Below are 13,499 nucleotides of genomic sequence, written 5' to 3' on the forward strand. Positions count from 1 at the left end.
ATTCCCGGCCGGGAAGGGCATGTCCTTTTGGTTACAAGACTTATACAGGCTTATACACGTTATCTATATCAATAGGATGAATTCGCCATGATCTGCTTCAGCTTTTCTGTAGCCCGTTTTTGAATCCGCGATACGCTCATTTGCGACACTCCAAGCTTCTGGGCAATGGCACGCTGTGACTGGCCATCCTGGAAAGCCAGCAGCAGCACCTGCTGCTCCTGTTCTTTCAGTTGTCCCAGAGCCTGCTGCAGGTCCATTCGCTTCTCCACGGTCTCATAATCATTGGCTTCAGAGCTGATGAGTTCCCCAAGAGTAGCACCTGTCTCCTCTTGAGAAAGCGGGGAATCCAGGGATACGTAATGGTAACACTCTCTTCCGGCCAGGACTTCGACTGTTTCTTCTACGGTAAGATCAAGATAATGGGCAATTTCCTCAACTGCAGGAGAACGTTCCAATCTGATGGTTAGCTCATCAATGGCCTGCTGAACAAGGGCACCCTTCTCTTTGATCCTTCTAGGAACCTGTATGTACCAGGATTTGTCGCGCAGAAAATTTTTCATATGCCCGATCATGCTTTTCATAGCATAAGGCTCAAACGGAATTCCCAGGCTGATGTCATATTGCTGCAGCAGTCTAATCAGCGCCATTTGGCCTACCTGATACAGATCTTCATAAAGGTCAGGACGGTTGCGGGCAATCTTCCCGGCAGCCATCTTCACCATCGGTTCATATTTCCGGATCAAAGCTGTTGCAATTTCATTATCTTTGGTCTGCTGGTATTCCCAGATCAGACTTACCGCTTCGTTCATGGACTCAGGGGGAGTCACTTTTTCGTTCATACCTTCTCCTCGCTGAAATTAAGCCGTTTGGTCAGGGTTACGACTGTCCCTTTTCCTGCTTCGCTCACAACGCTAACGTCATCCATGAGCGCTTGCATTAGGTAAAATCCCAGCCCGCCTACCTGAACATCATTCAGCTCTTTGTCATGCAGCGTCATGCGTTCACCGGACGCATCCATACCGTCAAAGCTCTCCCCCTCATCTTTGACCGTGATGGACAAGGCACTTGATCCAACTTCAAAGATTACGTCAACCAAACCGTCTTCCTGACCGTAGGCATAGAGTACAGAATTGTTACAGGCTTCCGATACAGCTACTTTCATATCCTCAATGTCCTCATAAGTAAAACCCATCTTGGAGGCAATGCCATATAAATTCAATCTGACGATATCGACATATTCTGCGCTTGCGGGTAACTGAAGAACTACTTTTTGCACGTCATCACTCATCCTTAGTTCGATCCTTTCCTAGTGGGAATTCTCTTGGGGGGCAAAAAACTTGGAGATACCTGTCATGTCAAATAATTTCTGTATTTGCGGCGGAACTTCTTCGACCGAAAACTTAACATCCATTCCATGTCTTGCTTTTAAAATAGAGAGCAGAATCCCAATCCCTGTGCTGTCGATATATCTCAATTCCTTCAGATTAATCACAAGATCAAGCCCAGTGTCCCCTACGAGCGGTTCCATAACCAGACGAAAATCGGGAGCAACCGACAAATCGAGCTCACCGATTAAATAAACCGTGCTTACATTGCCTTCAGTTTCAGTTCTTGTGTGGAACTTTTCGCTTTTATTTGTATTCATAGACAATCTCTCCTGATAAATGTTTTCTTTACCAATAACCCTAAAGCTGTACCCTTGAAACAAAAAGCGCGACATTGACACACTGGTACTTATTGGATTATGCCTTAAAAAGAGTGGTATTCCGCTGTGTTGCCGGATGATCCTCACTAGCATAACGTGAAATAATCTGCTGTACACTGCTCATCTTCAAAGGCTTGCTAATGTACCCGTCCATTCCCGCAGCCGAACAGCGGTTTTGGACTCCTTCCATTACATTGGCTGTCATGGCGATAATAACGGCTTTGGTGGCGTTATGGCCGGAACTCTGCCGGATTTTGGAGGTCGCCGTTAGGCCATCCATCACCGGCATCTGCAGGTCCATAAAAATAAAATCGTAATCCTCATGAAGCGACCGCTCCACTGCCTGCTGTCCATCCTCTGCGACTGTGGTTTCATACCCCAGCTTATCCAGCATACTGACCATCAGACGCTGATTGATGGGATGATCATCCACTACAAGCACTTTTTTGCGCCATTGCTGACCGGATATACCGCCAGGATGCTCTTCTTCCTGAAGGTTTTTCCCAAGCTCGTCTTCAGGAACGGCAGTCTTGATTGTAAAAACAAAGGTTGCACCTTTTTCCTCCATGGATTCCACGCGGATTTCACCGCCCATCATCCCTACCAAAGATTTGCAAATGGCCAGTCCCAGACCTGTTCCGCCATATTTGCGGGTCATCGAGGAATCCAGCTGGGAGAAAGGCTGGAACAGCCGGTCACATTTCTCGGGAGAGATTCCGATGCCGGTATCCTTAATGGTAAACTCGACCGTTAATTTATTATCTTCCGAAGGCACGCTGGAAGCAACAAGATAAACCCCGCCCTGGTTGGTAAATTTAACCGCATTAGCCACCAGATTGATCAATACCTGACGCAAACGGGCCATATCCCCGTAAATCAGCCTAGGCAGCTTCTGGTCGATGAAATAGGCCAGTTCGAGATTTTTTTTGCCGGCTTCTGCAGAAAATAAGCTAAACACCTCCTGGATAGTGGTCTGCAGCTCAAATAACTGCTCCTCCATTTCCATCTTACCTGATTCCATTTTGGTGAAATCAAGAATATCGTTAATGACGGTGATCAGGGTATCGGCACTTTTACGGATAATTTCCGTGTACTCTTTCTGCTCAGGGGCAAGCTCTGTTTCCATCAGCAGATCAATCATGCCCACTACACCGTTCATAGGCGTCCGGATCTCATGGCTCATCATGGCAAGGAACTCCGTTTTGGCTTTGGCGGCAATTTCCGCCTCTTCCTTGGCCCTGGTCAGCTCTCCGTTTATTCTCTCCAGCTCCTGCGTCTTTTGCTGCAGAAGCATAGTCTGCATCTGATGTTTCTTGGTCGTAAGGTACATATCAACGAAGCCTTCAATTTTGGATTTCAGAATCTGGGGAATGAAGGGCTTGACCATATAATCAATCGCGCCGGCAGAATATCCCGCGAATAAATGCTCCGCCTCTTTGCTGTTGGCTGAGATAAAGATAATCGGAATATCCTTCGTTTTCTCCCTGGCTTTGATTAATTTGGCGGTTTCAATTCCATCCATACCCGGCATCTGTACGTCCAGTACAATCACTGCAAATTCATGTTTTAATAAACACCGCAGTGCTTCTTCACCGGAATTGGCTTTGACAAGCGTATAATGCTGGCTTTCAAGCACTGCTTCCAGTGCCAGCAGATTCTCAGGACGGTCATCGACAAGCAGTATATGAATCGGTTCTTGAACCCCCATTGGCCCCCTCCTAACCCGCTATTTATTTTTGCGGTATATTTTTTCTACTCTATCCAAGGGCTCGTAGCTGTCGCTGTACCTGGTGAAATGAATAGACTCCTTGGAACCGAGTACCAGGACTCCGAAACGGCTTAGGCTCTCATGGAACAGTCCGTGAACGTGATCTCTAAGCTCGTCGTTGAAATAGATCATGACATTACGGCAGAAAATTACATTGAATTCATTAAACGATGTATCTGTCGCCAAATTATGCTCTGCAAAAATAATATTCTTGCGCAAATAAGGCTGGAGAATCACTGAGTTATATTTCGCTGTATAGTATTCAGAGAACGCGCGGGTACCGCCCGCTTCCATGTAGTTCTTGGTATACTGCCTCATCTTGCTGATCTCGTATACGCCTTCCTTGGCCTGCTGCAGCGAGCGTGCGTTCATGTCCGTGGCATAGATGCGCGCTTTGTCATACAGCCCTTCCTCATGCAGCAGGATGGCCATGGAGTATACTTCTTCTCCGGTGGAGCATCCGGCATGCCAGATCCGGATATAGGGATAAGTCCGGAGCAGCGGGATGACCTTCTGGCGGAAGGTCAGGAAAAGTCCGGGGTCCCGGAACATCTCCGTCACCGGTATGGACAGGCTGTATACAAACCGCTCAAAGCAGGCACGGTCATGCAGCACCTTCTCCTGCAGTGCGGATATTGTCGGCACATTCTCCGCATGTACGTGATGCCAGATGCGGCGTTTCAGGGAAGGCAGCGCATAGTTCCTGAAGTCATATCCATAGAAGCGGTGTACACCGCTGAGAAGCAGTTCTATCTCAATCTGCTCCAGCTCCTGTCTGGTGGCGGTCTGGATCATTTGCTCTTCGTACCCGCGTTCCATCGCTGTCATTGTTATCAAGGCTCCCTTGCTCCTGACGTATTACCGGCACGGTGATATTTTATACTGTAATCCTATTACCCCAAAAGCAGGCTTACGAATACAACCACACACGCATTAGCGAAAGAAGCTGTTCCGTACTGATAGGTTTCTTCATATAATCGGAGGCACCGGCTTCAATACACTTGGCGCGGTCCTCTTTCATCGCCTTGGCTGTAAGCGCAATAATCGGCAGCTTCTGGTATTGCGGCATCTGCCTGATCCGGCGCATCGCCTCGTATCCATCCATCTCCGGCATCATCATGTCCATCAGCACCAGATCGAAGTCCTCCTGCTCGACCAGCATGTCCAGCGCCTCCCGGCCATTCTCCGCAAATTTCACTTCCATATGGTAACCTTCCAGTACGCTGGACAGAGCGAATACGTTGCGGATATCGTCATCGACCAGCAATATCTTCTTACCGTCAAAGAGCTCTTCTTTATTGTGCAGCTTTTGCAGGATTTTACGCTTGTCTTCAGGCAGATTGGCTTCCACACGATGCAGGAACAATGTGGTTTCATCCAACAGCCTTTCCGGAGAACGCACATCTTTAATGATAATCGATTCTGCATATTTTCGCAGCCTGGTCTCTTCCTTGTTGTCCAGATCCTTGCCGGTATAGATAATAATCGGCAGATCATTCAGCTCTTCATCATCACGGATCTGGTCCAGCAGCTCGAAGCCGGTCATATCGTCCAGCATCAGATCCAGAACCATACAGTCGTATTTTTGCTTGCGCAGTTCTGCCAGCGCTTCATGGCCGGTGGAGACTGCAGTGATGGCCACATCATCATGTCCGATAAGCTCCATAATGGAACGGCGCTGAATATCGTCATCCTCTACAACCAGCAAATGCTTCAGGGTGCTGGCTGTATAGCTCTCAATCTGTGAGAACGCCCGCTCCAGCGCTTCCCTGGTAGAAGGTTTTCTTAAATAAGCCATAGCCCCCATCATCAGTCCCTGCTTCACTTCATCATTCACAGAAATGACATGAACAGGAATATGCCGGGTCTGTGAAGAGCCCTTGAGCTCCCGGAGAATGGCCCAGCCATCCATAACCGGCAGCTGAATATCAAGAATAATGGCGTCCGGCAGATACGTTGTAGCCATGTTCAGACCGGTATCCCCCTGGAGAGCCACCAGACCTTTGAACCCGCGGCTCCGGGCCATATCGAGCAGAATCCTGGCGAACTTCTCATCATCTTCAATAATCAGGAGAACCTTGTCCTTGGAAGACAAATCCTCACGGTCATCCTCCACAACTACAGATTCCAGCGGTGCAGGCGATGCTTCCTGAGTATAGTCCTCCCCCCGGCCGCTATCATAATCAGGCACAGCATAAGCCTCTTGGGCGGCTGCAGCCTGGACCGCACCTGGAAGCAGGCTGTATTGGCCTTTAACCGGCAGGTACAAGGTGAAAATGCTGCCTTGGCCTTCGCGCGAATCCAGTCCAATGGCTCCCCCCATCAGCCGGGCAAGCTCACGGCTGATGGACAAGCCCAGTCCTGTACCGCCATATTTGCGGCTGGTCGTTCCATCCACCTGCTGGAAAGCTTCAAAGACAATGTCTGTCTTATCCGCAGGAATGCCAATCCCGCTATCCTTCACGGAAAGCGCAATATAATTGTACTCATGCGGAAGAAAGGCCGGCAGCTGTTCCTTATCTGCGGCACTCACCGAAAATTCCACAAAGCCCTCACTTGTAAACTTGAAGGCGTTGGACAGCAGGTTCCGGAGAATTTGTTTCAGGCGGTGGCTGTCCGTATAAATCGCATCCGGCAGCGGCTCGTCGAATAAAAGGCGCAGAGACAACCCTTTCTTGGCAGCCTGCGGTGCAAAATTCTGCTTCACAAAGGTTTTCAAATCGGTCAGCGGTATTTCTTCGTAGTTCAATTCCATTTTGCCGGCGTCCACCTTGGACAGATCAAGAATCTCATCGATCATTTTGAGCAGGTCCGCACCGGACATATAGATGGTATGTGCAAATTCCACCTGCTTCTCTGTCAGATTCCCTTCCTTGTTCTCCGTAAGCAGCTGGGATAGAATCAGCAGACTGTTCAATGGAGTGCGAAGCTCATGGGACATATTGGCCAGGAACTCGGATTTATATTTACTGGTCACTGCAAGCTGCATCGCCTGCTTCTCCAACTGGCGGCGGGCTTGCTCGATTTCATCCTTCTTCTCCTCAACCTCTTGGACCTGATCCTCCAGGGCCCGGGTTTTGGCGACCAGCTCGGTATTGTAGTGCTCCAGTTCTTCCTGCTGGCGCTGCAGCAAATCTTCGGAACGTCTGAGCGCATCCGTCTGCTCCTCCAGATTTTCGTTGGAGCGGCGGAGCTCTTCCTGCTGTGTCTGCAGTTCCTCCGACTGGCACTGCAATTCTTCGGTAAGCGCCTGGGATTCCCGCAGCAGCTCTTCCACCACAAGCCGCCGGCTGATATTATTCAGAATCACACCCAGGTTGTTCGCAAGCTGATGCAGCAGTTCATTCTGCAAGTTGCTGAGTGGTGTAAAGGAAGCAAACTCCACAACCCCCATCAGCTCATCTTCGAAGAGCACCGGATAAATCAGAATATGATCCGGGTGCGAACCTCCAAATCCGGATGTAACCGAAACGTAGTCCTCCGGAGCGTTGGCCAGCTTTATCGGCTTTTTGTCCAGCGCGCTTTGCCCCACAAGACCCTGGCCGATTTCAAAGCTGTCCTTAGGCTTCCCGCCTGCTTCACCTGCATAATAGGCGCTGCTGGAGAGCAGGTTCGGATGGTTCTGATCCTTCAGATAGATCGCCCCGTATTCGGCTCCGAGTACAGGAGTGAATTCACTGATAAAGGTCTGCGATACCTGCTCCAGCGAGCTGACCCCGCGCAGCAGTTCCGTCACACGGGCAATATTCGCATTCAGCCAGGCCTGATCGCTTTGCGCCTGCGCATAAGCCTTCTCCATCTCCTGTTTCTGTTCGAGATCGCCCGCCATGTTCTGAAACACCCTGGCCACCTCCCCAATCTCATCCTTGGAGGTAACCTTGATCCGGCGGATAGCCCTCATTTTGCCATTGCCAAAGCTCTTAATCATCATGGAAACGACATTAAGACCGCGTGTAATGCTCGGAATTACCCACAACACAACTCCAAGCCCCAGCAGCAGCCCCACAATCATAATTAAGGTCACCATTTGAATAGACCGCTCATAAGCAGCCTGAGCATTGTTGTTTTCCTCGGTCATTCTGAAGGCGTTATAATCCGAGAGGGCATTCAGGCTGTCCAGCACCTCATTCTGAATCTTCTGCCCCTCCGAATTCCGGTAAGCATTCGCATTCTGAAAATAGCCGGCGGAGAGCATATCAAGCGCTTTGTTCTGATAAGTCATATAAGCGGTGTACGCCGCTTTAATCCGGGTCAGCAGCTGCATTTCTTCCGCTGTTTCCGTCGACTCCTCTATCGCCTTCAAGTATCCCTCAGCTTTTTTGACTTTTGCCTCAATCTCGTTTTTTTGGGAATCGACCGAGAGCTGATCAGCATTCAGCATAGATGTCGTAAGAATACGCGCCATGTCGTTAACTTCCCCCCGGAGTCCTGAGGAAGAGCGGCCCTTGCTGTATCTGTCCTGAAAGCTGTCCAGCTGGCTGCTCATATAATTGAGCCGATCGTATCCGATAAAGGTCAGCGCCAGCATAATGGCGAGTATTGCGCTGAAGCCGATCAGCAGTTTTGCCTTTATTTTCATTCCGGATCTGTTCCTTTCTTCAGCGAAATCCATACCAGGCATTTATCATCGTCCCGCTCCTGATTAGGAGCCTCATTGAAGAAAGCGGCACGCATTGGCTCTTCCAGCCATTCATGCCCCCCATTCAAATGAGAGGTCATAAATTCCAGCTGTTCTTCCTGGCCGCCCTCGGCCATTTCCAGCAACCCGTCCGTATACAGCACCAAGTGGCCTTCATCCTCAAAGGTCAGGGTCTGCGGCTGGATCTCAATACTGTCGAATAAACCCACAGGATGGCAGTTGCTCTCCAGTAAAACCGGTTTGGCGGCTCCCCCTTCAAAGAAGAGCCCGGGCGGGTGTCCGGCATTCACGTAGTCAATGCGTTTCAGCCGGGTATCGATGACAAGATAGATCGCGGTAAAATAATACTGCACCAGCTGCTTCTCGATATATAGCTGGTTAAAACGCCGGTTCAGCTCCTGAATGACTTTCTCCGGCTGCACATAGGTGGTTACGGTATCCTTGAGCACGGAGGCCAAAAACATGCAGAACAGTGACGAGGAAATCCCGTGTCCCATCATATCCAGCAGAATAACGGCATACCGTCCATCCCCCAGGGGATACCAGGCATACAGGTCCCCCGCGAGTTCAAATGACGGCTGATAGATGGCATGGACTTCAAACGCCTCATCCTTCAGCGGCAGACTGAGAACCGCATTCTGCACCAGGGCGGCCAGCTTCAGCTCATCCTGTATCCGCTGATCCCGCTCCACATGCCAATCCTTCTCGCGTTTCAGGCGCAGCGCCAGCCGGATACGCGCCATCAGCTCAACCTTGTTAATCGGCTTGGTCACATAGTCCACAGCACCGGCGTCCAGCGCCTCCGCTAACTTCTTGGAATCGCCGACGGCGGTAACCATGATAATCGGGATATCCCGCAGATGTTCATGCTGCTGGACAACCCGGCAGGCTTCAATCCCATCCATCTCCGGCATCATCATATCCAGCAGAATCAAATCTATATCGGACTGTCTGGAACGCTTCTCTTCATTTTCTGAGCCGATACCCAGCAGTTTGAGCATTTCTTTGGCAGAAGCTGCGGTTATAAAATTCCGGTAATTCTCTTTTTTTAGAATTTCACGGATAATGATTACGTTGGTCGGATTATCGTCTACGATCAAAATTCTCAATCTTCTTCACCCCGCACGTATAGTGTGTCAACGTAAAATTCAGCAATAGTCCATTCTATCATACGATATTTAAACGGCTGGTTTCCATTAAACAATATACTGGAAGAAAGGCATGTTATCGTATTCAACAAAGTAACCTCCAGCACCACCACGTGTAGTGGGACTGGAGGTTACGCTATTGTTCCATAGGACTCTTCATACGAAAACAATCAGATTAATGCAGATTTTTTTTGGCGATCACGAGAACCTTGCCCGAATCAAGCTCTTTCTCGTAATATGCCGCTTCTGCGGCACTGAATCCCAGTGACGTGATCTTGTTCCGGAGCGCGTCACCCCGCGAGCGGAACATGTTGGCAATTGCGCCGAACAGCCCCTCTTCATGCAATCCCACTTCATTCGTATCCGCAGCATCCGCAATCCGGCCTTCGCGGTCCTCATTATGGCTGATTACATAGAGGTCATCCCTTGTGTAGCCGCTGCCCAACAGCCGGTTCACTTCTTCTATCGCCTGAATACCATTCTCCAGCAGCTTGGCATAAGCCTGCGTACGGATTGAATCCATGAAATCACGCTCCTTGTATAATATGAGAGGACAACGCTATTAAGATGGCTGAATTTCATTAACCATTTTATCGTCCTATTGAAACGCCTCAGGAAGAATTTCCGTCAAACAAATCAATACCGTCCCACTCACCTGTCTGGGAATTACGGTAAATTTTGAGTGCGGTAGTTCCTCTCATATATACATCTCCGTCCTCGGCAACAAAATCAGGTGTGCCCAGCAGCTGGGCGAGATTATTCTTATGCGGTTCAATCCGCTGGTCATTCAGATACAGGCCGTATTGTCTTGCTTCCATTGGAGTGACATGCACATACAGTACAGCCCCCTCACAAATTCCTGCAGACATATCGGCATAATGGTACTCCTGGCAGCCCTGCCAAGGATCTGGCGTAACCTCAAGCGGTGAGCCCTTAACCTGCAGCAGTTCTTCGAGCGGCATGTAGAGCGACACCCCTGCTAAGGAGTTAAAACTTCCTATATAGGGACTGATATTCACACTGTGCTCAAAGGACTGGACTACGGGCGGTTGCGGGTACATCCAAGCGGCAGCAACAGGCTCCTGTTGCGGAGATGCAGAAAAATAGGGAGAAAGGAGACCCAGCAAGAGAAGGATAACGTTCATTGAACCATCCCGCCTTTCATCAGGTTTCTGCTGCCTGTCATTGCCGCCGAGGGCTTTCCTCAGCTTTGCCGGTTAATGACGGAATTTCTGCCAGATGGCAGCAGCTGTGTCTACGCCTTTTAGTGCCATGGCGATCTTTCCTGGAGCTTTCTTGGCATTTACAGTCTCGTAGGATTTCACGGTCCGTTCTTCCGCAGGAGTAAGCGGAGTATTTTCTATAGATACAGCCTTGGCCTTTTCCTTCAGCTCACGCGATTTGCGGTATTTCTCAATTACAGTTACGGATACCTGCTTCACAGTCAGTGTCAATTCGTTCATGACATCGCCAAGGTTCTTCACGGAATCGACAATCGGATCAATCTTTTGAATTTTGTTTTGAACATCTGCGGTAATATCGTTAGCGTGTCTGACCGTTGTTTTCACTTCATACGTAAGCTCATCGATCGTTTTCTGAACTTCCTGCAGAGTCTGGCTGACCTTGTCGAGGGATTCCTTCGCTGATTTCAAGGTTTTAATTAAAAAGAAGACAAGTACGGCGAATGCAATCGCAACCAGTGCGACGCTAAGATCAATGATCATTTCCAAAACCCCTTCCAATCTTGAATGTCGGCTTGCTCTGCCTTGTACTGCATAGTTACCCTTACCGGAATGGGCCGAAACAAAATGTCAAGGGCCCCTGCTCCTTGTTTCAAAACAAAAGTCCCCGTTTAAACAATGACTACATTCGACTATATTCTTCATCACCGAAAGGATGACACATCATGCTAAAATGGTCGGTAATTCTGCTCGTCATAGCTTTAATCGCCGGTATTTTCGGATTCTTCAATGTTGTTGCAGCCGCTGTAGGCATTGCAAAGGTACTGTTCTACATCTTCCTGATTCTGTTCATCGTTTCACTCTTCATGGGACGCAGGGGAAGATCGTTGTAACCCCGGCCTGCTGTCTTCAACATAATCTGCATAGGCAGACCTCTGAGCCTGAACTCCTTTGGAGTTTCGGGCTTTTTGTGCGTTAAGCTTTCTGCTCCGCACCCCCCGCTTCTAAATTCCCTATATCTTATTCACATTACAGAAATTGTAGGCCTCGCATCCTCAACAGTGCTGCGTAAAATAAAAAAAATAATCCGATTGGTTCATAGGGTCCTTTTTCTGTTTACATCATATTAGCACAGATAAACATGGGAAATCCCACTACAACAACCAAACTTATCCTAGGAGGAATCACCGATGAAAAAATTCGCCAGCATCGCAGTAGCAATGGGACTTGTAGCTTCTTTTGCAGCAACGGCTTCAGCCGATGAAGTATCCGGTACCGCCGCTAACGCCACAACCGTAACAGGCAGCACTTATGGTGATAAATTCGAAACGGTAATCACGCAAACAGATCTCAAACCGGCAACACCTATGATTATTCTGACAAAAGCCACTCCTTTCCACCTTTCCGTGGGCAGCATGACTCCAGCCGGCTGGCTGAGCGCCCAGACCATAGATACTACAGGAGCTGTAACGACCGACAGCGCGGGCAATGAATGGAGAGAAATTTACACATGGCTGGGCAAAGCATGGATCAAGGTACCTTCATCCGCCTATGTAATCACTCCAGCCCTGTAATCACTCCCTCCATTGTAGCCTGGAACTCAAAAACATGCTGTGAAGCTTATCTACAGCTTTGATGGGGCCCGTAAACCGCGTCCTATACTCTCTCTGCGGGCGTACATACAAGCAGCCGGGCAGGATCTGTACAGATCCTGCCCGGCTTTTTTGCGGCTGCCAGTGAAAATCCGGCCGCGCCATAGAAATAGGGGCTATCCCTACAGTAGAATCATTCCACTGAAGGGATAGCCCCGCCAAACACCCGCCCTAGTTCACCCGTCACAAACTGTACTGCTCTCGCTTCATGCCCTACACTCTATATTTTAGCGGATGACCGAACCTCCGTAAAGGAAACGTTTCATCCAAGAAGCGCTTAATTTATCAACCCGTACGCCGCCGGAGGCCACGGAATAAGTCTGGAGCAGCTGGCCGTCACCCAAATACATAGCCACATGCGTAATTCTTGCCGTAGACTTGTCAATTCCGGCATAAGCTGAATCCGAGCTGCCTTTATAATCCATAAAAAACATCAGATCCCCGCGCTTGAGCCCCGAGATATCCGTCACTACCGTACTGTTCTGCTTGATCCAATCTCCTTGCTGCCGCGAATCGGCAGGAAGCTTCAGATTGGCTGCGTCCATGAAGATCTGCCGGATGAAATCGGAGCAATCGAAGGTGCTGGTATCGCTGCGGCTGGAGCCGAACTCATAAGGAGTCCCAAGATAACCCATACCGGCGGCGATTACACTCTCAATTACATTCGCCTGCGGAGGAGCCGTAGGCACCGGGGCTGGCGCCGGCACAGGCGTTGGGGCTGGCGCCGGAGTTGGTACAGGCGCCGGAGCTGGAGCCGGTGTTGCTGTTCCCCCATCCGCTGCAATGTACTGATCCGACGAGCTGGTATAACCAACATTGCCATTTGCCGTTCTCACCTTATACCAGTAACTATTCGTTTCTTCCACAATAGTTACCCGGTCACCTGTGTATAAATAGCCTATCACCTGTCCGCTGGTTGAGGGGGCCTCCCGAAGCCGGACAGTTGCTTGAATCACTCCCGTTTGAGCTGCCGGGGCTGCAGCCACACTGATATACTGCTCTCCCCTGCTGGTATACCCCACGTCGCCGCCTGCTGTTCTGACTTTATACCAATAGCTGTTCGTTTCTTCAAGAATGGCCACCTGGTCGCCTTTATTCAAATATTTCAGCACTTTCCCGCTTGTCGACGGCTCTGAGCGCAGACGGACAGAAGATATAATCACACCTGTTTGCGCTGCAGATGCTGTAATAGATGAATTAGCAGCAACAGAAGCCGCCTGCACCTGCTGAGGATTGAATACTCCGGATGACAGTGCAAGTGATGCCGAGACGAGCAGCGATGCTGCTATCCTTTTATGTGGTACGATCATAGAGTTCCCCCGGTTAGCGTAGTGAGAAATTCAACAACGTCGCGCGCTTCGTTAGTTGCTTTCTGCACTCATTATAGGCTTGACCGGGAATTGGAA

General features: G+C 49.6%; 13 protein-coding genes. 2 read left to right on the top strand and 11 right to left on the bottom strand.

What is annotated here, in order from left to right:
- Positions 1-68: 68 nt before the first annotated feature.
- The 10 genes from PRIO_RS29075 to PRIO_RS29120 all read right to left on the bottom strand — a co-directional run bounded on the left by PRIO_RS29075 (position 69) and on the right by PRIO_RS29120 (position 10,984).
- Entirely contained in the window at positions 69-839 is a 771-nt protein-coding gene (locus PRIO_RS29075; protein ID WP_020426851.1) for a sigma-70 family RNA polymerase sigma factor, read from the bottom strand.
- A complete protein-coding gene (gene rsbW, locus PRIO_RS29080) occupies positions 836-1,288 on the bottom strand; it encodes an anti-sigma B factor RsbW (RefSeq protein WP_020426852.1) in 453 nt (150 codons plus the stop codon). Before rsbW ends, PRIO_RS29075 begins: the two co-directional genes overlap by 4 nt.
- An 18-nt stretch (positions 1,289-1,306) precedes the next feature.
- Positions 1,307-1,645, bottom strand: coding sequence for an STAS domain-containing protein (locus tag PRIO_RS29085; RefSeq protein ID WP_020426853.1), 339 nt, complete (start codon positions 1,643-1,645; stop codon positions 1,307-1,309).
- Positions 1,646-1,742: 97 nt separating this feature from the next.
- On the bottom strand, positions 1,743-3,413 hold the full coding sequence (locus tag PRIO_RS29090; RefSeq protein WP_020426854.1) for a response regulator: 1,671 nt from the start codon (positions 3,411-3,413) through the stop codon (positions 1,743-1,745).
- 18 nt (positions 3,414-3,431) lie between these two features.
- The gene (locus tag PRIO_RS29095) at positions 3,432-4,301 is read right to left on the bottom strand and encodes a CheR family methyltransferase (protein WP_020426855.1); all 870 of its coding nucleotides are present in this window, start codon (positions 4,299-4,301) and stop codon (positions 3,432-3,434) included.
- A gap of 82 nt (positions 4,302-4,383) precedes the next feature.
- A complete protein-coding gene (locus PRIO_RS29100) occupies positions 4,384-8,052 on the bottom strand; it encodes a response regulator (protein WP_039786349.1) in 3,669 nt (1,222 codons plus the stop codon).
- Positions 8,049-9,221: a SpoIIE family protein phosphatase gene (locus PRIO_RS29105; protein WP_039786352.1), complete on the bottom strand. Its 1,173-nt coding sequence runs from the start codon at positions 9,219-9,221 to the stop codon at positions 8,049-8,051. The genes PRIO_RS29100 and PRIO_RS29105 overlap by 4 nt, the downstream gene beginning before the upstream one ends.
- A 214-nt stretch (positions 9,222-9,435) precedes the next feature.
- On the bottom strand, positions 9,436-9,783 hold the full coding sequence (locus PRIO_RS29110) for a YflT domain-containing protein (protein WP_020426858.1): 348 nt from the start codon (positions 9,781-9,783) through the stop codon (positions 9,436-9,438).
- 88 nt (positions 9,784-9,871) lie between these two features.
- Positions 9,872-10,222 carry a hypothetical protein gene (locus PRIO_RS34190; RefSeq protein ID WP_141639058.1) on the bottom strand — a complete coding sequence of 117 codons (351 nt, stop codon included), beginning with the start codon at positions 10,220-10,222 and terminating at the stop codon, positions 9,872-9,874.
- A gap of 255 nt (positions 10,223-10,477) precedes the next feature.
- Positions 10,478-10,984: a DUF948 domain-containing protein gene (locus PRIO_RS29120; RefSeq protein WP_020426860.1), complete on the bottom strand. Its 507-nt coding sequence runs from the start codon at positions 10,982-10,984 to the stop codon at positions 10,478-10,480.
- A gap of 182 nt (positions 10,985-11,166) precedes the next feature.
- On the opposite strand from PRIO_RS29120, the gene PRIO_RS35180 reads away from it, so the two are divergent.
- Positions 11,167-11,334: a DUF1328 domain-containing protein gene (locus tag PRIO_RS35180; protein ID WP_046505773.1), complete on the top strand. Its 168-nt coding sequence runs from the start codon at positions 11,167-11,169 to the stop codon at positions 11,332-11,334.
- Positions 11,335-11,631: 297 nt separating this feature from the next.
- Entirely contained in the window at positions 11,632-12,015 is a 384-nt protein-coding gene (locus tag PRIO_RS29130) for a hypothetical protein (RefSeq protein ID WP_020426863.1), read from the top strand.
- 305 nt (positions 12,016-12,320) lie between these two features.
- On the opposite strand, the gene PRIO_RS29135 is transcribed toward PRIO_RS29130, so the two are convergent.
- A complete protein-coding gene (locus PRIO_RS29135) occupies positions 12,321-13,403 on the bottom strand; it encodes a C40 family peptidase (RefSeq protein WP_020426864.1) in 1,083 nt (360 codons plus the stop codon).
- Between the last annotated feature and the right edge of the window lie 96 nt (positions 13,404-13,499).

Origin of the sequence: Paenibacillus riograndensis SBR5 (genome assembly GCF_000981585.1) — a bacterium.
Lineage (GTDB): Bacteria > Bacillota > Bacilli > Paenibacillales > Paenibacillaceae > Paenibacillus_AQ > Paenibacillus_AQ riograndensis.